The organism is Bradyrhizobium sp. Ken51, from assembly GCF_055807435.1.
In genome coordinates this window covers 114,254-133,610 of the sequence record NZ_JBVVPB010000011.1, presented here as the reverse complement: position 1 = coordinate 133,610, position 19,357 = coordinate 114,254, and the positions used below count along the sequence as shown (strand labels likewise).

Below are 19,357 nucleotides of genomic sequence, written 5' to 3'. Positions count from 1 at the left end.
CTCTACTCCGCCGCGACCATGTTCACGGGATCGCGGACGCCGGCATCGTCGATGTCGGCCTTGTGCGAATACTGGTCGATGCGCGCCTCGATCTCATGACGGAAATGCGCGATCAGGCCCTGGATCGGCCACGCCGCGGCGTCGCCCAGCGCGCAGATGGTGTGGCCTTCGACCTGCTTGGTGACTTCCAGCAGCATGTCGATCTCGCGCTTGTGGGCGCGGCCTTCGGCCATGCGGGTCAAGACGCGCCACATCCAGCCGGTGCCTTCGCGGCACGGCGTGCACTGGCCGCAGCTCTCGTGCTTGTAGAAATAGGAGATGCGGGCGATGGCGCGGATCAAGTCGGTCGATTTGTCCATCACGATCACGGCCGCGGTGCCGAGGCCCGAGCGCAGCTTGCTCAAGCTGTCGAAATCCATCGGCGTGTCGATGATCTGCTCGGCCGGCACCATGCGCACGGAGGAGCCGCCGGGGATCACGGCCTTGAGGTTGTCCCAGCCGCCGCGGATGCCGCCGCAATGCTTCTCGATCAGCTCACGGAACGGGATGCCCATGGCTTCTTCGACGTTGCAGGGCCGCTCGACATGGCCGGAGATGCAGAACAGCTTGGTGCCGACATTGTTCGGACGGCCGATGCCGGCGAACCACGCCGCGCCGCGGCGCAGAATGTCCGGCGCGACCGCGATCGACTCGACGTTGTTGACGGTTGTCGGGCAGCCGTACAGGCCGACGTTGGCGGGGAACGGCGGCTTCAGACGCGGCTGGCCCTTCTTGCCTTCGAGGCTCTCAAGCAGCGCGGTTTCCTCGCCGCAGATATAGGCGCCGGCGCCGTGGGCGACGTAGATGTCGAACGGCCAGCCGTTGACGTTGTCCTTGCCGACCAGCTTGGCCTCATAGGCCTGGTCGATCGCCGCCTGGAGATGCTCGCGCTCGCGGATGAATTCGCCGCGGACATAGATGTAGCAGGCGTGCGCGTTCATCGCGCAGCTCGCGATCAGGCAGCCCTCGATCAGGAGATGCGGATCGTGCCGCATGATCTCGCGATCCTTGCAGGTGCCGGGCTCGGACTCGTCGGCGTTGACGACCAGATAGCTCGGCCGGCCGTCGGTCGATTCCTTCGGCATGAACGACCATTTCAGACCGGTCGGGAAGCCGGCGCCACCGCGGCCGCGCAGTCCCGAGGCCTTCATCTCGTTGATGATCCAGTCACGGCCCTTGTCGATGATGTTCTTCGTACCATCCCAGGCGCCGCGGCGCCGCGCGCCCTCGAGCCCCCAATCGTGGAGGCCATAGAGGTTCTTGAAGATGCGGTCCTTGTCCTCGAGCATGTCAGTGCTTTCCGATCAACGGTTGGCTTGCTTGTAGGCAAGCCCGGCGGCGCAGACGGCGAAGGTCAGCGCCCAGAGCAGACTGGATTCCAGCGTCGCGTTCAGGGCGAAGCGCTGAAGCAGAAAAATGAACGTGGCCGCCACGGCGGAATGCATTGCGACGAAGCCCCACTTCTTCACAACACTGCTCCCTTCATCTGGCGGCGACGAGAGATCACGCATCAGGTGATCTCCTTCAGCGTGGTCGGCCCACCGGTCGGCGCCGAGAACTGGCGGCCGTTCTGCGGACCGGGCTTGGGCGGATTGCCCGAAGCAAAGCCATCGAGCACCTTGCCGAAGCTTTCCTTGGTCAAATCCTCATAGGTGTCCTTGCCGATCAGCACCATCGGCGCATTCACGCAGGCACCGAGGCACTCCACCTCTTCCCAGCTGAAATTGCCGTCCTTGGAGAGATGGAAGGGCTCGTGATGGATGCGGTGCTCGCAGATGTGGATCAGATCCTCGGCGCCGCGCAGGCGGCACGGCGTGGTGCCGCAGACCTGGACGTGGGCCTTCTTGCCGACCGGGGCCAGCTGGAACATCGTGTAGAAGGTCGCGACCTCGAGCACGCGGATATAGGGCATGTCGAGCATGTCGGCGACAGCGCGGATCGCGGCCTCCGAGACCCAGCCTTCGTGCTGTTCCTGAACGCGCCAGAGGATGGCGATGACGGCCGAAGCCTGGCGCCCGGCCGGATATTTCGCGATCTGCTGCTTGGCGAACGCGAGGTTCTCCTCCGTGAACGCAAAGCTCGCGGGCTGGACTTCCTTCGGTGCTAATCGGCGAACGGACATCTCTTCAATCTCTCACTGCATACGGCGCGCGGTTTTCGCATTCAGGGCATTGATCCTGTCCTGCCAGAATGCGCTTGCGGTGCCGAAAACATTGTAGCCGACGTGGGTCGAGACCTTGATGCGGTCGAGGATCGACAGCTCGGTCACCGTTTCCATACGCCGGGTGCTGGGATCGTAGACGATCAGCTTCAGCGGGGTGTGTTCGAGGATGTAGCGCGAGACCGCGTGCGAGCGGTCGCTGCCGTGCTCCTCGCACATGACGACGCTGTCGGCCTGGAGCAGCCGGGCGCCGCCCTTGATCGCCTCGATCTCGACGCCCTCGACGTCGAGCTTGATCAGGTACTTGCCGCTCGCGGCGATCTTGCCGTCGTCGATGAGGTTATCGAGCGCGATGACCGGCACGTCCTCGCCGCCCGCCGACGCATCGCCGGCGATGCTGAAGGCCTCGTGCTTGGTGCCTGACAGACGCGCGGTGCCACGGGCCGCGCCGATCGCGCATTTCATGGTCTCGAAGCGGCTGCCGTTGATGCGGGCGTTGTTGGCGAGCTTCGGATAGTTCTGCCCCGACGGCTCGATCGCGATCGCCTTGTGCGAACCGAACGGCTTGCTCGACACCAGCACCGACCAATAGCCGTAATTCGCGCCGCAATCGAGCAGCGTGTAGTCGACATCGATGGAGTCGGCGAACAACAGCTCCAGCTCGTCCTCGTAGTTGTAGGAGCGGTTGAGCAGCTTGCTCCAATAGCCGTCGCCGTAGGGAAATTCGAACACGGCGTCGGGGTTGAGCTTGATCGCGATGTTGCGCTCGGGCAGCGTCTTGCGCAGCAGATTGGCGCAGGCGATATAGCCCATATGCGAGAAGTGCGACGAGATCTTCGATCCCGTCACCAGCGCCAAGGCAGCCGTCCGCTCCCACAGGTTGGCCCCTTCAAGGGCTCCCGAGGCACGGTCAAACTGGATCGGCGCCTGCGCCATCACCGATCGACCTCTCCGAACACGATGTCGAGCGAGCCGAGGATCGCCGAGACGTCGGCGAGCAGATGACCGCGGCAGATGTGATCCATGGCCTGGAGATGCGCAAAGCCCGGCGCGCGGATCTTGCACTTGTACGGCTTGTTGGTGCCGTCCGAGATGAGAAAGACGCCGAACTCGCCCTTCGGCGCCTCGACCGCGGCGTAGACCTCGCCGGCCGGCACGTGAACGCCTTCGGTGTAGAGCTTGAAGTGATGGATCAGCGCTTCCATCGAGCGCTTCATCTCGCCACGGCGCGGCGGCGCGACCTTGTTGTCCTCGACGACGACGGGGCCCTTCCCGTCTGGCGCGTTAAGCTTCTGGATGCACTGCTTCATGATGCGCACGGACTGGCGCATCTCTTCCATGCGGATCAGATAGCGGTCGTAGCAATCGCCGTTCTTGCCAATCGGGATGTCGAAATCCATCTCGGCGTAGCATTCATAGGGCTGCGACTTGCGCAGATCCCAGGCCGCTCCCGAACCGCGCACCATCACGCCGGAGAAGCCCCACTCCCAGGCCTCCTTCAGCGACACCACGCCGATGTCGACGTTGCGCTGCTTGAAGATGCGGTTCGCGGTGAGCAGCCGGTCGAGATCTTCGACCACTTTCAGGAACGGATCGCACCAGGCGTCGATGTCGTCGACCAGCTTCTGCGGCAGGTCCTGATGCACGCCGCCGACGCGGAAGTAGGCTGCGTGCATGCGGCTGCCGGAGGCGCGCTCGTAGAACACCATCAGCTTTTCGCGCTCTTCGAAGCCCCACAGCGGCGGGGTCAGCGCGCCGACGTCCATCGCTTGCGTGGTGACGTTGAGCAAATGCGACAGGATGCGGCCGATCTCGCAATAGAGCACGCGGATCAGCTGCGCGCGGCGCGGCACCTCGATGCCGAGCAGCTTTTCTGCAGCCATGCAGAAGGCGTGCTCCTGATTCATCGGCGCGACGTAGTCGAGGCGGTCGAAATAAGGGATCGCCTGCAGATAGGTCTTCTGCTCGATCAGCTTTTCGGTGCCGCGATGGAGCAGACCGATATGCGGGTCGACGCGGGCGACGACTTCGCCGTCAAGCTCCAGCACCAGGCGCAGCACGCCGTGCGCGGCCGGATGCTGCGGACCGAAGTTGATGGTGAAGTTGCGAAGGACTTCGGGTTGCTCGTTCATGTTCAGACCTTCGGCCCCGCTTTTTCATCACCGGGAAGGACCGGATAGTCGGCGCCCTCCCACGGGGACAAAAAGTCGAACTTGCGGAATTCCTGGTTGAGCCTGACCGGCTCGTACACCACCCGCTTCTCCTGGTCGTCGTAGCGGACCTCGAGGAAGCCGGTGGTCGGGAAATCCTTGCGCAGCGGATGGCCCTCGAAGCCGTAATCGGTCAGGAGGCGGCGCATGTCGGGATGACCGACGAAGATCACGCCGTAGAGGTCGTAGGCCTCGCGCTCGAACCAGTCGGCGCCCGGGAACACCTCGATCAGCGACGGCACCTGCGTGGTCTCGTCGGCCTGGGCCTTGAGCCGGATCCGGGCGTTCAGGGTTGGTGACAGGAAGTGATAGATCACGTCGAAGCGCTTCTCGCGCGAGGGATAGTCCGCCGCCGTGATGTCGGTGAAGTTGATGAAGCGGCAGTTCGGGTCGTCGCGGAGGTACTTGACCACCTCGACGATCTTGCTGGCCTCGACATCGACCGTGAGCTGGTTGAAGGCTACCGAATGACCCGTTGCGGCGCCCGGAAGCGCGCTAACGATCGTCTGCCCCAGGGCGTCGAGCTTGGCGTCGTCCATGACGTAAAACCTTAGCGTTCGATGGTGCCGGTGCGGCGGATCTTCTTCTGCAGCAGCAGCACGCCGTAGAGCAGCGCTTCCGCCGTGGGCGGGCAGCCCGGCACGTAGATGTCGATCGGCACGATACGGTCGCAACCGCGCACGACCGAGTAGGAATAGTGATAATAGCCGCCGCCGTTGGCGCAGGAGCCCATCGAGATGACGTAGCGCGGCTCGGGCATCTGGTCGTAGACCTTGCGCAGCGCAGGCGCCATCTTGTTGGTCAGGGTCCCCGCGACGATCATCACATCCGACTGGCGCGGCGAGGCGCGCGGCGCGAAGCCGAAGCGTTCGACGTCGTAGCGCGGCATCGACACCTGCATCATCTCGACCGCGCAGCAGGCGAGACCGAAGGTCATCCACATCAGCGAGCCGGTGCGCGCCCAGGTGATGAGGTCGTCGGTCGCGGCCACGAAGAAGCCCTTGTCCGACAGTTCCGAATTGACCTCGAGGAAGAACGGATCACTGGCCCCGACCGGCTTGCCGGTCGACGGGTCCAGGATGCCCTTGGGGGCCGGCGCGAGAACCGGACCGGCGGACGACACAGGGTTCAATCCCATTCGAGTGCGCCTTTCTTCCATTCATAGGCGAACCCGACCGTCAGCACGCCGAGGAACACCACCATGGACCAGAAGCCGGTCGCGCCAAGCTTGCCGAACGCCACCGCCCAGGGAAACAGGAACGCCACCTCGAGGTCGAAGATGATGAAGAGGATGGCGACAAGATAGAAGCGGACGTCGAACTTCATGCGGGCGTCGTCGAAGGCGTTGAAACCGCACTCATACGCCGACAGCTTTTCCGGGTCCGGCTGCTGGAACGCCACGATGAACGGCGCGATCAGCAGCACCAGGCCAATGAGGCCCGCGACCCCTATGAAGACGACGAGTGGAAGATAGTTCTGCAGAATGCCGCTCATTGACGAGCCCTTTTTCCCGCAGCCTCGGGACAGCCACGGATTCGTCCAGTTTGGAATTGTTCTGAGCCTTAGCGCAGTGCACCAATGGGCGCAAGACACGCTCTTTTTAGGCCCTTTGTCGCCCTCAGAACGGTGGAAATCCCGGAATCACCCCGCGGCTGGTATGGAGCAGATCGACCGCCCCAGCAAGGGCGCCCCGATCAGTCCACACGCGCTGGGCCGTGACGTCCGTGGTTGGGAAGGCTCACTTTATCTAGGCCGCGACGCAGCAAAGTCCAGATTACAACGAGGACAGGCGCGCCCATTATCGGGCGAGCGATCCGGGAGCCATGCATCACGATCGGACCCGGGCTCGTCTGGCGAATGCGTCGGGCGGGCGGCGCCCGCTTCCGCCGCAGCGGAAATCGGTGGCGAGCGCGGCGGCGACGTGGCTGGGTCGTCGCGCGCCGCGCTCGCATGAGCTTCGGGCCGGGGGGCACCGCCCGCGAGCTCATCGATCTCGTGGTGGAAGCCGAGTGACGAGCCGGTCAGGCTCTCACGCTGGCCTTCCCTCGCCTGTTCTCGTCATTTGCCTCACCATTTGTAGGAGACGCTGGCGGTGACGCGCCGGCGGTCGCCGTAGAAGCAGGAGGCTGCCGCCGCGCAGCTCGCGACGTAGATCTTGTCGGTCAGGTTGACCAGATTCAGCGCGGTGCGCCAGTTCTGCCATTCATAGTGGAGCGCGAGATCGCCGAGCACGACCGCGGGAACCTCGAGGGTATTGGCGGTATCCGCCCACGACGAACCGATATAGCGGACACCGCCGCCGAAACCGAACCCTGCGAGCGGCCCGTCCTTGAAGGTGTAGTCCGCCCAGCCGGACACCAGGAGCTCAGGCGTGTTGGTCGGGGTCTTGCCGACCAACGACGGGTCCAGATCCCTGCTGTTGAACAAATGGTAGGCCGTGAACGAGCCGATCAGCTTCAGCTCACGCGTGGCGTTCGCCACCGCTTCGAGCTCGATGCCGCGCGAGGTCACCTCGCCGGTCTGGTTCTGCAAGGTGATGACGACCGGATCAGTGGTTGCCACGTTCTGGCGCTTCAGGTCGAACACCGAGGCGGTGAAGTAGCCGTCAAACCCCCGCGGCGCGACCTTCACGCCGATTTCCGTCTGCTGCCCGGTCTCCGGCAGGAACAGCTGGTTTTGCGCGTTGAGGCCGATGATCGGATTGTAGCTTGTGGCGTAGGACACATAGGGCGCGATGCCGCTGTCGAAATTGTAGATCAGCCCGGCGCGTCCGCTAAACCTGCTGTCGTCGCGGCTGGCAAGCGTGGCGCCGCTATCACGGGCAGCCTGCGTCGTCTCGACCCAATCATTGCGGCCGCTCAGCACCAGCGTGAAGTTGCCGAGCTTCATCTGGTCCTGCAGATAGGTGCCGGCCTGCTTCTGCGTAATCTGAAAGTTGCGGAACGGCGCGCCCGTCAACGGAATGTCCAGTCCATAGGCGGGATTGAAGACGTTGATCGGAGGAACCGTGCCGAAGTTGAACGCCTGATAGTCGTCGATCTGGTAGCCCTTCAAATCGACCCCGAACAGCATCGTGTGCCGCACCGCGCCGGTGTTGAAGCGGTACTCCAGCTGGTTGTCGAGATTGGCCTGGTTGGCGGTGTTCTTCGCGTACCAATTATAGCGACCGAGACTGGCCGTGTTGATGTCAGCCCAATTGTTGCCGATGTAGCCGCGATAGGTCACGTCGACATGGGCAAAGCGCGCATTCTGCCGGAACGTCAAATCGTCGGTGAGATTGCGCTCGAACTGATAGCCCAGCATCTCCTGCTCGCGCGTGAACTTGTCGACGCTGGGATCGCCGGCGAAAAAGCTGGTCGGGATCTTGCCGAATGGAGCGTTGGTCACCGTGCCCTCATAGGGCAGGAAGTTGATGCCACGGGTTTCCTGCCGGGAAGCTGAAGCGAGCACCGTGAATGTCGTGTCGGCGTCCGGCTTCCAGATCACCGACGGCGCGATGAAGTAGTTGTTGTCCGGCGTGAAATTGACCTGCGTGGGGCCGTTCTGGACCTGGCCGACGACACGGTAGAACAGCTTGCCGTTGTCAGGGCTCGTCGCGACCGGACCGCCGACATCGAAGCCGACATAGGCGTTGCCGAAACTGTTGACGCCGGTCTCGATGAAACGGACGGGCTGCGCGGGTGGCATCTTGCTGATGACGTTGACGATGCCGCTCGGGCTCGAGCCGCCATAGAGCACGGCCGATGGACCGCGCAGCACCTCGACGCGCTCCATGTTGGGCGTCTGGAGCTTCCAGCTCGCATAGGAGGTGTAGAACAGCTGCATGCCGTCGAGGAACAGTCCGATATCGTCGGACTTGAAGCCACGGATCAGCCACCAGTCGTTGCGCGTGTCCGCGCCGAAAGTCCCGGCGCGGACACCGGCGGTATAGCGCAGGACCTCGTCGAGCTTGTTCGCCTTCTGGTCGCGGATCTGCTCCGCGCCAATCACCGACACCGCCTGCGGCGTCTCCATGATCGGCGTGTTGGTCTTGGTGCCGGACGAGCTGCGGCCGGCGACGTAGCCGTGCACCGGGCCGAGCGGGGTTTCGACGAAACCGACATTGCGCGGCGGCTGCGGCCTGCTTCGGTTGGCGGCCTGCTGGGACGATCGCGGCGCGCGGCGCTGGACGGAGGGCGCCGCCCCGCGGCGCGCTTCCGGCGCGGTGACGGTCACCGACGGAATATTCTGCGCGCCACTCTGCGCAGCAGATTGCGCAAGCGATGCCTGCGGCGCCAACACCCAAGCGGATGCGGTCGCCAATACGGCCGACCGCAGCATTCCAAGACTGTTCAACGCGCAACCCCAAAACTTCGTGTTTTGATTTGCACATGCCGTCTGTCCCGTGACGGCATGTGCTTGCGGTGACGCTTAGGGGAGCGCGCGCGAATTCCCTAATTGAAAGCCTCTTAGAAAGAGTCTTAGAAAGAGTCTTAGAATGAGTTTTGGAAAGGGTCTTGTAAGCGATCCCACATGTCCGGGATTGCGGAAACGTCAGCGCGAAATCTTCTCGCTCTCGAGCATCTCGGCGGCGATCGCCGTCAGCTGATCGACCTGCTGCAGCAGCGCCTCGAACTCGGCTTCGCTCAGATGTTCGCGCAAGCGCCGATTGCGCTCCTGCGCGCCGGCGACGATCGCATCATGCGCCGCAAGGCCCGTTGCAGTCAGCGAGACCAGAACTTCGCGGCTGTCTTTCGGGTTGGCCGATTTCGCGATCAGCTTGCGCGATACGAGTTCCGCAAGCGCGCGGCTGATCTGCCCCTTGTCCTGGCCGACAGCTTCGGCAAGCCGCGCCACGCTCATCGGCGGCCGCCGCCCGAGCGAGGCGACCAGGCCGAACTCGACCGATGACAATCCGGCTAGACGCTTGTAGCGCAGGATCGCGCCGCGCTTGAGCAGATTGGCCAGCACCATCAGCCGCGACGACAGCATCACGGTGATCGGCGCCGGCGGATCGCTCTCGTCCGTCTCGGGCGACGCCCCGCCCCTGCTCTCGGTCTGGCTCATGATCCACCTCTGCCAAGAAAGGCGAAGCCTGCCAAGCCCAGGCAGGGCGGGGCCAAACCCAGGCGGCCGCCGTTCGCCGGCCTCGTCAAATGCGACTAAGAGGCACTTGGAGTATCGTTGACATTGTCATCGATCTACCCTTCACTAGGTACAAGCCCAATCAAAAAAAGCCCGGCCGGAGCGGCCGACTACGGGAGGACCGGTATGAGCATCACCCAGCGGGATCGCGATCTCGGAACGGCCTATGCGATGAAGCCGGCGCAGACGCGCACCGAGCTCACCTCGGTCATGCGCGGCACGCCGATGGGCGAACTGCTGCGACGTTACTGGCATCCGGTTGGGCTCATCAGCGACGCCACCGACACCCCGAAGAAGGTTCGCGCGCTCGGCGAGGACCTGGTGCTGTTCCGCGACAGGCACGGCCGCGCCGGTCTGCTGCACGCCCGCTGCTGCCACCGCGGCACCACGCTCTATTATGGCAAGGTCGAGGAGGACGGCATCCGCTGCTGCTATCACGGCTGGAAGTTCGACACCGAGGGTCACTGCCTGGAGCAGCCCTGCGAGCCCGACGGCGGCAAGTTCAAGGACAAAGTGCGCCAGCCCTGGTATCCGGTCGACGAACGCTACGGGTTGATCTTCGCCTATATGGGCCCGGCCGAGAAACGCCCGGTGCTGCCGACCTATCAATGCCTGGAGACCATGGACGACAGCGAGTTCGTCGAGGCCGACGATTCCTCGATTGGCGGCGGCGGGCCGGCGATCATCCCGTGCAACTGGCTCCAGCATTTCGAGAACGTGGTCGATCCCTACCACGTGCCGGTGCTGCACGGCTCGTTCTCCGGTCCGCAATTCACCAACATGATGGCGTCGATGCCGGAGGTGACGTTCGACAAGACGCCGCGCGGGATCGCGGTGCGCTCGATCCGCAAGCAGGATGACGGCCGTGTGTTTTACCGCGTCACCGAGGCGGCGCTCCCCACCCTGCGGGTCGTTCCAAACCCGCGCGTGGCGCAATTCGCCCGCGTCGAGTCGATCGGCTGGACGCTGCCGATCGACGACACCTCGTTCCGCATCTACGTCGCCGGCCGCGTCAAGAACGCCGGCGACATCGGCCGCATGCGCTCGAAGTTCAACGGCAAATTCTGGTGGGAGATGACCGAGGAAGAGCACCAGCAATTCCCGGGCGATTACGAGGCTCAGGTCGGCCAGGGACCGCAGACCATCCATTCCGAGGAACATTTCGGCCAGAGCGACCGGGGCATCCTCATGATCCGGCGCATGCTGAGTGACCAGCTCGAAACGATCGAAGCAGGCCGCGATCCGATCGGAATCTCATTCGATGTGAGCGCGCCTCCGGTCGAATTCGAAGCGGGGAATTACATCCGCGAGGGCTGACCTGCCAGCTCCAATCAGGGCTGGACCGACAACGATAACAAAGACTAATTGGGGGAAGCGATGGTCGATGTGACGTCACAAATGTCGGTGCAAACGGCCGCCGCGGCAAAGCCCTCGGCGCGGCGCTATTACGTGCTGGGCCTGCTCACGATCATCTACGCACTGAACTTCCTCGACCGCACGATCTTCAACGTGCTGATCGAGCCGATCAAGAAGGAGTCTCAGCTCAGCGACACCATGATGGGATTGCTCGCGGGCTTCGGCTTCGCGCTGTTCTATTCCCTGCTCGGCATTCCCATCGCGCGGGTCGCCGACCGGCTCAACCGGCGCAACATCGTTGCCGTCGCCTTTGCGTTCTGGAGCGCGATGACGGCGTTGTGCGGCGCTGCTTCGAGCGTCACTTCGCTGGCGCTGGCGAGGATCGGCGTCGGCATCGGCGAATCCGCGGGCTCGCCCGCCTCGCAATCCATGGTCGCTGATCTCTTCGCCAAGAATGAGCGTCCGCGCGCGCTCGGCATCTACGCCGTCGGCACCTATCTCGGCGTCTTCCTCGGCTATTTCGTCGGTGGCTACGTCAACCAGCACTATGGCTGGCGGATGGCGTTCTACGTCGCGGGCCTGCCCGGCATCCTGCTCGCTATTGTCCTGTGGCTGACGATCTCCGAGCCGAAGCGCGGCGCCATGCAGGAGAATTTCGTGCCCGAGCCGCTCGGGCCGACGCTGCGCTTCCTGGCCTCGCAGCAGAGCTTCATCATCGTGCTGATCGGCTTCTGTCTCACCACTTACACGAACTACGCGACCGCGGCCTGGATCCCGCCGTTCCTGGCGCGCGTGCACCATCTGTCGAGCGCCGAGATTGGCACCTATGCCGGCACCTTCAAGGGCCTCGCCGGCATGGCCGGCACCCTGCTCGGCGGCTTCGTGGTGGCGCAGGTCAGCCGCCGCGACGACCGCTGGAAGCTATGGGCTCCCGCCATCACCTCGGGCCTCGCCGGGCCGGTGTTCGCGCTCTGCATGCTGACTCAGGACTTTGCGATGATGGTCGCCATGCTGGCCCTGACCTCGTTTCTGGTCGGCTTCCATCTCGGACCGATCTTCGCGATCGCGCAGACCGTCGCCAAGCCGAGCATGCGCGCGCTGGCCTCCGCCCTCATCGCGCTCACCGCCACCTGCTTCGGCCAGGGCGTCGGTCCGCTCGCCGTGGGCGTGGTCAATGATGCCCTGAAGGGCGCTTACGGCGCCGACGCCGTGCGCTATTCCCTGCTCTCGGCGGCGGTCACGACCACGCTGGGGGCGCTCCTGTTCGTCTGGGCGGCGCAAACCATCCGCACCGACATCAAGCGAGCGAGCTAGGCGCCCATGAACGCCAGCATGTCCGCGATCAGGCGCTCGCTGTGCGTCAGCGGCAGCGGATGCGGGCCGCCTTCGTAGACGGTCAGCTTGCTGTCCTTGATTAGTTTTGCCGTCTTTGCACCGGTCAACGGCAGCGGCGCGCTGGCATCCTTGTCGCCCTGAACGATCAGCGTCGGGCGATCGATCTTGGCGGCTGCCGCTCGGAGATCGGCGAAGGCGATGGCCTTGCGGCAGGCCAGCGCCACCGGCAACGGCACGCTCAGCATCATCTCGCGGATCCAGGTCCGCCTGATCTCGGGTGTCTCGGCAGTGAAGAACGGCGCTTCGTTCGCCGCAATCCATTTGGGGAAGTCGCGCGCGATGGCCGCGTTGTCGGCCTCGATCATTGCCTTCGGCACCGCATCCGGATTGTCTTCGGTCTTGATCAGGAATGGCGTCGTCGGCGCAACCAGCACCACCCTTGCGATCCGGTCCGATCCGTATCGCCCGAGGTAGTTCACCGCCTCGGCGGTCCCCATCGAGAAGCCGACCAGTGTCACGTCGCGCAGGTCACGCGCCTCGATCAACGCGGCGACGTCGTCGGTCAGCGTGTTCAGGTCATAACCCGAGGACGGCATCTCGGACCGGCCATGCCCGCGCCGATCGGGCGCAACACAGCGGAAGCCATTTGCGTTGAGGGCGGCAATCTGGCTGCCCCACGTGCTAGCGTTGAACGTCCAGGCCGAAAGCAGCAGCACCGGTCGGCCGCTGCCCCAATCCTGCACGAAGAGTTTTGTGCCGTCCCTGGCCGTCACAAAGGACGGCCGTTCATTCCGCTGGGCCGCTGCTGCCACTGGCGCGCTCGCACCAGACGCTGCCGCGAAGGCGGTCCCAAACAACGTGGCTTCGAGGACGGTTCGACGGTTCATGGCGCTTCTCCCTTGCCGATACCCTTGCGGATCTGTCGGCCCATCGGTCTCGGCCGATGAAAACGATCATGACAAGGCGGGATCACCTCCGCGATTACGCGCCAGGTAAGATCGCTTAAGGCGCTCCCGCCGCCCGCAGGCGAAACCAGACAAACGGCCGGATGAAACCGTTTTGCGGAACCCGCGAAACCATCCGGAAACAGACCGTCCTTACAAGAAGAGCCATAGACGGCGGCAAAGCCCGTCGGGAGGCTCACATGAACCACTCAATTCACTCCGCTGATCGTGCGACCCACCTGAAGATCGTGGTGGTGGCGCTGGTGGCCGGCATTACGGTGGCCGGCTTCGGGATCGCAGCTCGCACCAATGCCGATTACAGCCAGACCGCCCAGTCCGCCCACGTAATCAAGGCCGGCAAGCCCGTCGTCGTGACCAGCGCCGGGATGTCGGAGATCCGCTGACACCGCCCCGCTCCCGGCTGACAGAGGCCGCCGCCTGGCGGCCTTTTTTCGTTTTCCAGAGCAATGCTTAGCCGAGACCTGCCGGCGAAGCGCAACGTCCTTGACTTCACCCAGCCCCGCCTTTAAGTCCCCCCTCGTTCCGCGCGCTTTCAGCGAACCACGCGGGAGTAGCTCAGTTGGTTAGAGCGCCGGCCTGTCACGCCGGAGGTCGCGGGTTCGAGCCCCGTCTCTCGCGCCATTTTGGCAATTCCTTCATAGCCTTAGAACAAACTTCTAGATGCTTTTCGCGGCTCTGACGGTGATTGCCGGCATCCGTCGAGAACTCGCGCCATAGTCAGCCTAAGCCCGAATCGTCTAGGCCTTCCAGGACTTGGAGGGACCCCACGCTTTACCGGCTTTTCCGGGGCCCCCTTGTGATTGAGGAGCCCAGATATGGCTAAGAAGGACATGGCTAAGAAGGACTCGGCCAAGAAGGATTTGGGGAAAAAGGCTGCCGCTCCCGCCACCATCACGCTCAAGCACCTCGCCGCCGACATTGCGGAGAGCCAGGATCTGTCGAAGAAGCGCGCCGAGGCCGTCCTGACCGACATGGTCGAGCTCGTCACCAAGCACCTGAAGAAAGGCGACCGGGTCCGCATCGTCGGGCTTGGAATCCTCCAGGTCCGCAAGCGCGCCGCCCGCACCGGCCGCAATCCTGCCACGGGCGAGCCCATCCACATCAAGGCCAGCAAGAAGGTCGCCTTCCGCCCGGTCAAGGAGCTGAAAGAGGCGATCTGACCACTCACGTTTCGTTAAGCCTGATCCGCGTCCTCCGGCCGCAACGCGGCCCGGTTTTCTGGTATACCGCCTCTCTCCCCTGACCCGGCGGTTTGACCAGAAATGTCCTCCCTCACCTTTTCGCATACCGTGGCCGAGCGCTTCCTGCGCTACGTCACCATCGACACCCAGTCCGATCCGGAATCCCCGAGCTCGCCTTCGACGGAGAAACAGAAGGACCTCGGCCGCGTGCTCGTCGCTGAACTGAAGGCCATGGGCGTTGCGGACGCGCATCTCGACGATTACGGCTACGTCTATGCAACGATCCCGGCGAACACGACCAAGAAGGTGCCGGTGATCTGCTTCTGCTCGCACATGGACACCTCGCCCGACGTCACCGGCAAGGACGTCAAGCCGCAGATCCTGAAGAACTATCGTGGCGGCGACATCACGTTGCCGGGCGACACCAGCCAGGTGATCCGCTTCGCCGAACACCCCGCGCTGAAAAACCAGATCGGCAACGACATCATCACCACCGACGGCACCACGCTGCTCGGCGCCGACAACAAGGCCGGCGTCGCCGAGATCATGGATGCCGCGCATTTCTTCATCAACAATCCGCAAGTGAAGCACGGCACCATCAAGATCCTGTTCACGCCCGACGAGGAGATCGGCCGCGGCGTCGACAACGTCGACATCAAGAAGCTCGGCGCCGATTTCGGCTACACCATGGACGGCGAGAGCGCGGGCTGCGTCGAGGACGAGACCTTCTCGGCGGACGGCGCCACCATCACCATCAATGGCGTCAGCGCCCATCCCGGCTATGCCAAGGGCAAGATGGAGCACGCGATCAAGATCGCCGCCGCCATCGTCGAGCGCCTGCCCCGCGAAGGCTGCTCGCCCGAGACGACATCAGGCAAGCAGGGCTTTCTGCATCCGATCGGCATCGAGGGTGCGCTGGAGCAGGCGACGCTTTCCTTCATCGTGCGCGACTTCACGGAGGAAGGGCTGAAGGAAAAGGAGATCCTGCTCGAGAACATCGTCAAGGACGTGATGAAGGATTTTCCCCGCTCGACCTACACATTCGAGGTGCGGGAGCAGTACCGCAACATGAAGCAGGTGATCGATCGCCACCCGCACATCCTCGAATACGCCATCGAAGCGATCCGCCGCGCCGGCCTGCGCCCGATGCGCACCGCGATCCGCGGCGGCACCGACGGCTCGCGCCTGTCCTTCATGGGCCTGCCCTGCCCCAACATCTTCGCCGGCGAGCACGCATTTCACTCCCGGCTCGAATGGGTCAGCCGGCAGGACATGGAGAAGGCGGTGCAGACGATCGTCCACCTCGCCATGATCTGGGAGGAGAAGGCGTAAGGGCTGACGGGATGCCGTCATCGCAGGCGGAGCGCGTTTCGCGAAAAGTCTCGAGGACCGACATCTTGAGCATGGCAAGCTTCAGTCGCTTAGACTTAGGCTGGCGCTTTCCTTACGCTCGCTACCACTGCGATATTGCGTGGTCCGCCCGAAACCGCCTTGGGGTCGATCCGGTCCACCGGACAAAGGCGTTCGTAAAAGAACTGGCCTCCCGGTAACCGAGCAGCCACGCAATCTGGGAGATCGGTAGTTCCCGCTCCCGCAGGTATCGCTCGGCCAAAGCTGCTCGGATCCGGTCGAGAAGCTCGGAGAATGTTTCTTCCTCCGCCGCCAGCCCCCGCGCCAGCGTGCGGCGGCTCATGCCGAGGCGGCCGGCCACTTCCCCTACGTTCGCCGTGCCGTGGGGCAGCAGCTGGACGATCAACTGCTCCGCGCGGAATCGAAGGGTTGATCGGGAAAGCTTTCCTTTGCCAAGTGCCTCATTCGCGTAGTCGAGCAGCAGCCGATTGAGATAAGCGTCAGCACCGACGGAGGGCAAGCACGCGTCCGAGGCGGCAAACACGATCTCATCGGCGTCGGCTTCGAAGTCGATGGCACAGCCTAGAAGAGCACGAACGTCGAGAGGCACCGTCGTGCGATGGTGTCTCGTTCTGATTTGGCGCGGCGTCAATTGGCGGTTGGTCAAGTGCCGACAGACGCGGATCAAGGCTGCGAACCAGAACTCGATCTGATGGCGGTCCGAACCACGCTCCACGTTGACGTACTCGAGCGTGACAACGACGGCGCGGCCGAAACCGACCCGGATGCGGACGCCCTCATTGTTGAGCGAGCAGTAACGCTCGGCGTGCCGAAGCGCTTCGGCAAGACTCTCCGATGACGCCATGACGTAGTACAGCAGCCCGATCTGGCGGAGATCGAAATCCCGCGCCAGATGAAACCCCAGATGATCGTCACGCAACTCCCGTGCGGCGGCTTCGAGCAACTTGATCTGGGTCTCCACCCCGAGACGATGACTTGGATCCTCGATCACCTCGAGCGTCAATCCGGCTCTCGACACAAATCGCGCCAGGTCCTTTCCGGCTTTGCGGATCCGCTCGCACGCAAGCCTCGCAATCCCGCCTGTCGAGTTGGGTACAGCACCGAGACGATCGGGTTTGACATAGCGCATGGCAGGGCGTGCCTTGGCACGTTGGCTCAAAAAGCCAATTTCTCGGCACTTGATCGCAAGACGGACCTCCCATCCTCCCGTACGAGAGGTCGATCGCCCCGCGCGCTGTTTCCACAGGATCGCGACGACGACAATCTTCGTTGATTTGGATCAACGAAACTGACCCCGGGCGAGACCGCAGTGCAAAGACCACTTCGACATCCTGAAGAACCGAAGCCCCGGGCCAGATAGACCATGGCGCTGGAGCGTGAAACGGTTGAGCTGCTGGTTCAAGCGGTGAAAATCTGCTATTTCGGAAACGATCGACAGGGATTGCACGATCGGGAATGGATGGTGCTGCGTTTTCTGTCGCGCGCCAACAGGTTTTCACGAACTCCCTCGGCGGTTGCCGCCCTCACTGGCACGGCCAGGGCAACCGCTTCGCAGATCGTGAAGATCCTTGAAGCAAAGTCTTACCTGGCGCGAAGACCTTCAAAACGAGACGGGCGCTCGACGACACTTGTCGTGACCTCTCAGGGTGAGAGGCTTCTGGCCCTGCACGATCCGCTCAACGGTTTGTTGGACGCAATCACTTCGCTGATTCCCGAAGAATGTCTCAGGCTAAGGGACTCGCTTGGCAAAATCTTGAATCGCATCGATACCGCGGATCGTCAGCCGGCGGTGGGCGCCTGCCGCGACTGCATGTTTCTCGCCGAATCTGGCATAAAGCGGCCGTCCCATGGCCGGGCGCGGACAAACACGGAGCTTCGGTGCCGCCTTCACCGCGCGCCGATCGCGGCCGGCGAGGTCGACCTTCTCTGCACGACTTTCGCGCGCGCTACCGCAACTGGCCCAAAGCCCGCGTGACGTCGTGATCCGATGTCCCACCTGAGTGATCTGGCAACAGAAGTATTGGCGTTCTCGTCAAGGCAACATGGCCGGGATCGCTCCCGGCCATCGTCCTGCATGTCAAGGCACCGGCATCGCACGCGGAGAGCGATGGAAGCGGTTCGAGCTCGCCATCCAGTTCGGCAGCGGCTCGCCGTCGCGATGGCGGCCGCCGGCCACCGCCGCAGCCCAGGCCACCGCAGCGCCGATCAGGGCTGCTGCCGCAACCGAGAAGGCGACGATGATGGAGTTACGCCGTGCCCGGTTGATCGCCGTCCTCGAATCCGCAATCGCCGCGTCGACCCGTCGTTCCGAGTCGGGTGCCGCGAGGCCCGTCAGCGCGGCCACCTGCTGCACCAGGTAGGTCCGGTCATCGGTGCTGACGCCGCTGTGGCTCGATGACGTCATCAGGATGCGCCCGGCTTCGGCACGAGGTTCCCTGAGGTCGGTGTTGGGGGGCCGCCGCGCTACACGAAACAGCTTGTCCAACTCGTAGCTCAACAGAGGCTCGGCCGCGGACGTATTGCTGGCCGAACTGCGCATCGGCGAACGGTCAACCGCAGCCGCGCCGAGCATGGCGAGCAGCGCGGCACCAAGCAGCACGGCAAGCGCCCAGGACATCAGCCCATGCAGCCCATCCCGCCGTTCGCCGTCGTCTTCGATCGTTGTGACCGCCGGGGCTGGTCGCGTCGTCCGGCCGGCGATATAGCCGCCAAAGCCGAAGCTGACGATCGCCTGAATGATCAGGTACAGCCCCGACAGCAAAGCCAGTGCCGCCGATGCATCGCGCCATGTCGGCGAGGCTGAACTGACGCCTAGGCCGACGGCGACTCCAAATCCGACCAGGATGAACGACATTGCGCCGGCAGCCAAAGCGCCTGCGATGACCGAGCTCCACTGGATGGTGCGCCGGTCGTCGGCAGCGACCCCGCCACCTTCCATGATGTCTTCCCGTATGAGAGTTTCCATCGTCATCGCCGCTCTCTCAACGCAGGCCGAAGAACGACAAGATCGCCATGACCACCACGATCAAGCCGATGAGATAAATCAATCCGTCCATGGTCTGTCCTCCTCAGTTTCTCCTCGTCGCTAATCACAACGAACAAGGAACGTTCCAAATTGGACCGAACCTGCGGGAACGAACCGGCGCGATGCGGATTATCTGTCCAAGTCCCAAGGATGAAGTTTGTGAGCACGAAAGCCCCAGCCGGTCAGTCCCGGCTGGGGCTTTCTTTTTGGGCGGCGGTTCCTGTCCTATGTTAACGACGCCGGCTCGCCGATCATCAAGGATGCGGTCGGGGCGGAACTTCCGGATCGGGAGAGCAGCGTGGATCGCAGGACCGCGTGCCTTCATCAGGCAGATGCATTCCGGGAAAAGGCAATCGCCGATCCCGAGCACCACGACCAGTGGATCGATGAAGCCATCAAATGGCTGGAACGCGCCATGGAAGCCGGCTGTCGCGCCGTCGTCACGGTCGAAGCCGGCCACACCGGCGACATGCCGGACGCAGCACGCGGAGCGGTAGCCGATGCTCAGCTGAGTTTGATCACGCGCCAATGAGAAGAGCTGCCGTCTTCGCCATCGCTGCGGCAATTGTTCCAGGGACGTAACAATGTTG

General features: G+C 63.5%; 20 protein-coding genes and 1 tRNA gene. 8 read left to right on the top strand and 13 right to left on the bottom strand.

Going from position 1 to position 19,357, the window contains the following annotated elements; all coding sequences use genetic code 11:
* Positions 1 to 2: 2 nt before the first annotated feature.
* The 10 genes from nuoF to AC0L27_RS19995 all read right to left on the bottom strand — a co-directional run bounded on the left by nuoF (position 3) and on the right by AC0L27_RS19995 (position 9,456).
* A complete protein-coding gene (nuoF, locus tag AC0L27_RS20040) occupies positions 3 to 1,328 on the bottom strand; it encodes an NADH-quinone oxidoreductase subunit NuoF (protein ID WP_354255444.1) in 1,326 nt (441 codons plus the stop codon).
* A 15-nt stretch (positions 1,329 to 1,343) separates the two neighbouring features.
* The gene (locus AC0L27_RS20035) at positions 1,344 to 1,550 is read right to left on the bottom strand and encodes a hypothetical protein (protein WP_354209884.1); all 207 of its coding nucleotides are present in this window, start codon (positions 1,548 to 1,550) and stop codon (positions 1,344 to 1,346) included.
* Positions 1,550 to 2,161 carry an NADH-quinone oxidoreductase subunit NuoE gene (nuoE, locus tag AC0L27_RS20030; protein WP_354209885.1) on the bottom strand — a complete coding sequence of 204 codons (612 nt, stop codon included), beginning with the start codon at positions 2,159 to 2,161 and terminating at the stop codon, positions 1,550 to 1,552. Before nuoE ends, AC0L27_RS20035 begins: the two co-directional genes overlap by 1 nt.
* A 12-nt stretch (positions 2,162 to 2,173) precedes the next feature.
* On the bottom strand, positions 2,174 to 3,136 hold the full coding sequence (locus AC0L27_RS20025) for an FkbM family methyltransferase (RefSeq protein ID WP_354209886.1): 963 nt from the start codon (positions 3,134 to 3,136) through the stop codon (positions 2,174 to 2,176).
* On the bottom strand, positions 3,136 to 4,332 hold the full coding sequence (locus AC0L27_RS20020) for an NADH-quinone oxidoreductase subunit D (protein WP_275171315.1): 1,197 nt from the start codon (positions 4,330 to 4,332) through the stop codon (positions 3,136 to 3,138). The genes AC0L27_RS20025 and AC0L27_RS20020 overlap by 1 nt, the downstream gene beginning before the upstream one ends.
* 2 nt (positions 4,333 to 4,334) lie before the next feature.
* Complete coding sequence (locus tag AC0L27_RS20015) at positions 4,335 to 4,949, bottom strand: NADH-quinone oxidoreductase subunit C (protein ID WP_354209887.1); 615 nt, start codon at positions 4,947 to 4,949, stop codon at positions 4,335 to 4,337.
* Positions 4,950 to 4,960: 11 nt separating this feature from the next.
* The gene (locus AC0L27_RS20010) at positions 4,961 to 5,548 is read right to left on the bottom strand and encodes a NuoB/complex I 20 kDa subunit family protein (RefSeq protein ID WP_354209888.1); all 588 of its coding nucleotides are present in this window, start codon (positions 5,546 to 5,548) and stop codon (positions 4,961 to 4,963) included.
* Positions 5,539 to 5,904 carry an NADH-quinone oxidoreductase subunit A gene (locus AC0L27_RS20005; RefSeq protein ID WP_007603535.1) on the bottom strand — a complete coding sequence of 122 codons (366 nt, stop codon included), beginning with the start codon at positions 5,902 to 5,904 and terminating at the stop codon, positions 5,539 to 5,541. Before AC0L27_RS20005 ends, AC0L27_RS20010 begins: the two co-directional genes overlap by 10 nt.
* 573 nt (positions 5,905 to 6,477) lie before the next feature.
* Positions 6,478 to 8,730, bottom strand: coding sequence for a TonB-dependent siderophore receptor (locus tag AC0L27_RS20000; protein ID WP_473320099.1), 2,253 nt, complete (start codon positions 8,728 to 8,730; stop codon positions 6,478 to 6,480).
* Between the two features lie 213 nt (positions 8,731 to 8,943).
* Positions 8,944 to 9,456 (bottom strand): MarR family winged helix-turn-helix transcriptional regulator, encoded by a 513-nt coding sequence (locus AC0L27_RS19995; protein WP_354209890.1) that lies wholly within the window; start codon positions 9,454 to 9,456, stop codon positions 8,944 to 8,946.
* 204 nt (positions 9,457 to 9,660) lie between these two features.
* Between AC0L27_RS19995 and AC0L27_RS19990 the strand changes: the two genes are divergently transcribed.
* Both AC0L27_RS19990 and AC0L27_RS19985 read left to right on the top strand, forming a co-directional pair.
* Positions 9,661 to 10,851 (top strand): aromatic ring-hydroxylating dioxygenase subunit alpha, encoded by a 1,191-nt coding sequence (locus AC0L27_RS19990; RefSeq protein WP_354209891.1) that lies wholly within the window; start codon positions 9,661 to 9,663, stop codon positions 10,849 to 10,851.
* A 60-nt stretch (positions 10,852 to 10,911) separates the two neighbouring features.
* Positions 10,912 to 12,204 (top strand): spinster family MFS transporter, encoded by a 1,293-nt coding sequence (locus AC0L27_RS19985; protein ID WP_473320095.1) that lies wholly within the window; start codon positions 10,912 to 10,914, stop codon positions 12,202 to 12,204.
* On the opposite strand, the gene AC0L27_RS19980 is transcribed toward AC0L27_RS19985, so the two are convergent.
* Positions 12,201 to 13,112: an alpha/beta fold hydrolase gene (locus AC0L27_RS19980; RefSeq protein WP_354209892.1), complete on the bottom strand. Its 912-nt coding sequence runs from the start codon at positions 13,110 to 13,112 to the stop codon at positions 12,201 to 12,203. The genes AC0L27_RS19985 and AC0L27_RS19980 overlap by 4 nt on opposite strands.
* A 257-nt stretch (positions 13,113 to 13,369) precedes the next feature.
* On the opposite strand from AC0L27_RS19980, the gene AC0L27_RS19975 reads away from it, so the two are divergent.
* The 4 genes from AC0L27_RS19975 to pepT all read left to right on the top strand — a co-directional run bounded on the left by AC0L27_RS19975 (position 13,370) and on the right by pepT (position 15,703).
* On the top strand, positions 13,370 to 13,573 hold the full coding sequence (locus AC0L27_RS19975) for a hypothetical protein (RefSeq protein ID WP_354209893.1): 204 nt from the start codon (positions 13,370 to 13,372) through the stop codon (positions 13,571 to 13,573).
* A gap of 161 nt (positions 13,574 to 13,734) precedes the next feature.
* A tRNA-Asp gene (locus tag AC0L27_RS19970) sits at positions 13,735 to 13,811 on the top strand.
* A gap of 209 nt (positions 13,812 to 14,020) precedes the next feature.
* Positions 14,021 to 14,350 (top strand): HU family DNA-binding protein, encoded by a 330-nt coding sequence (locus tag AC0L27_RS19965; protein WP_354209962.1) that lies wholly within the window; start codon positions 14,021 to 14,023, stop codon positions 14,348 to 14,350.
* Between the two features lie 102 nt (positions 14,351 to 14,452).
* Positions 14,453 to 15,703, top strand: a complete 1,251-nt coding sequence (pepT, locus tag AC0L27_RS19960) for a peptidase T (RefSeq protein ID WP_354209894.1) — start codon at positions 14,453 to 14,455, stop codon at positions 15,701 to 15,703.
* Between the two features lie 121 nt (positions 15,704 to 15,824).
* Here the strand turns inward: pepT and AC0L27_RS19955 are convergent, their stop codons facing one another.
* Positions 15,825 to 16,871 carry an AraC family transcriptional regulator gene (locus AC0L27_RS19955; protein WP_354209895.1) on the bottom strand — a complete coding sequence of 349 codons (1,047 nt, stop codon included), beginning with the start codon at positions 16,869 to 16,871 and terminating at the stop codon, positions 15,825 to 15,827.
* Positions 16,872 to 17,105: 234 nt separating this feature from the next.
* Between AC0L27_RS19955 and AC0L27_RS19950 the strand changes: the two genes are divergently transcribed.
* Positions 17,106 to 17,717: a MarR family winged helix-turn-helix transcriptional regulator gene (locus AC0L27_RS19950; protein WP_354209896.1), complete on the top strand. Its 612-nt coding sequence runs from the start codon at positions 17,106 to 17,108 to the stop codon at positions 17,715 to 17,717.
* 102 nt (positions 17,718 to 17,819) lie between these two features.
* Here the strand turns inward: AC0L27_RS19950 and AC0L27_RS19945 are convergent, their stop codons facing one another.
* Positions 17,820 to 18,713 carry a hypothetical protein gene (locus AC0L27_RS19945; RefSeq protein WP_354209898.1) on the bottom strand — a complete coding sequence of 298 codons (894 nt, stop codon included), beginning with the start codon at positions 18,711 to 18,713 and terminating at the stop codon, positions 17,820 to 17,822.
* Positions 18,714 to 19,065: 352 nt separating this feature from the next.
* Here AC0L27_RS19945 and AC0L27_RS19940 point away from each other — a divergent pair, with 352 nt between their 5' ends.
* On the top strand, positions 19,066 to 19,299 hold the full coding sequence (locus AC0L27_RS19940; RefSeq protein ID WP_354209899.1) for a protein-tyrosine phosphatase family protein: 234 nt from the start codon (positions 19,066 to 19,068) through the stop codon (positions 19,297 to 19,299).
* The last annotated feature ends 58 nt before the right edge of the window (positions 19,300 to 19,357 follow it).

Coding starts and splice junctions, on each gene's coding strand:
- AC0L27_RS20005 (WP_007603535.1), bottom strand. CDS start 5,904: ATGAGCGGCATTCTGCAGAACTATCTTCCACTCGTCGTCTTCATAGGG.
- pepT (WP_354209894.1), top strand. CDS start 14,453: ATGTCCTCCCTCACCTTTTCGCATACCGTGGCCGAGCGCTTCCTGCGC.
- AC0L27_RS19975 (WP_354209893.1), top strand. CDS start 13,370: ATGAACCACTCAATTCACTCCGCTGATCGTGCGACCCACCTGAAGATC.
- AC0L27_RS19985 (WP_473320095.1), top strand. CDS start 10,912: ATGGTCGATGTGACGTCACAAATGTCGGTGCAAACGGCCGCCGCGGCA.
- AC0L27_RS19965 (WP_354209962.1), top strand. CDS start 14,021: ATGGCTAAGAAGGACTCGGCCAAGAAGGATTTGGGGAAAAAGGCTGCC.
- nuoE (WP_354209885.1), bottom strand. CDS start 2,161: ATGTCCGTTCGCCGATTAGCACCGAAGGAAGTCCAGCCCGCGAGCTTT.
- AC0L27_RS19995 (WP_354209890.1), bottom strand. CDS start 9,456: ATGAGCCAGACCGAGAGCAGGGGCGGGGCGTCGCCCGAGACGGACGAG.
- AC0L27_RS20020 (WP_275171315.1), bottom strand. CDS start 4,332: ATGAACGAGCAACCCGAAGTCCTTCGCAACTTCACCATCAACTTCGGT.
- AC0L27_RS19980 (WP_354209892.1), bottom strand. CDS start 13,112: ATGAACCGTCGAACCGTCCTCGAAGCCACGTTGTTTGGGACCGCCTTC.
- AC0L27_RS20000 (WP_473320099.1), bottom strand. CDS start 8,730: ATGCTGCGGTCGGCCGTATTGGCGACCGCATCCGCTTGGGTGTTGGCG.
- AC0L27_RS20015 (WP_354209887.1), bottom strand. CDS start 4,949: ATGGACGACGCCAAGCTCGACGCCCTGGGGCAGACGATCGTTAGCGCG.
- AC0L27_RS19950 (WP_354209896.1), top strand. CDS start 17,106: ATGGCGCTGGAGCGTGAAACGGTTGAGCTGCTGGTTCAAGCGGTGAAA.
- AC0L27_RS19945 (WP_354209898.1), bottom strand. CDS start 18,713: ATGACGATGGAAACTCTCATACGGGAAGACATCATGGAAGGTGGCGGG.
- nuoF (WP_354255444.1), bottom strand. CDS start 1,328: ATGCTCGAGGACAAGGACCGCATCTTCAAGAACCTCTATGGCCTCCAC.
- AC0L27_RS20035 (WP_354209884.1), bottom strand. CDS start 1,550: ATGCGTGATCTCTCGTCGCCGCCAGATGAAGGGAGCAGTGTTGTGAAG.
- AC0L27_RS19990 (WP_354209891.1), top strand. CDS start 9,661: ATGAGCATCACCCAGCGGGATCGCGATCTCGGAACGGCCTATGCGATG.
- AC0L27_RS20010 (WP_354209888.1), bottom strand. CDS start 5,548: ATGGGATTGAACCCTGTGTCGTCCGCCGGTCCGGTTCTCGCGCCGGCC.
- AC0L27_RS19955 (WP_354209895.1), bottom strand. CDS start 16,871: ATGCGCTATGTCAAACCCGATCGTCTCGGTGCTGTACCCAACTCGACA.
- AC0L27_RS20025 (WP_354209886.1), bottom strand. CDS start 3,136: ATGGCGCAGGCGCCGATCCAGTTTGACCGTGCCTCGGGAGCCCTTGAA.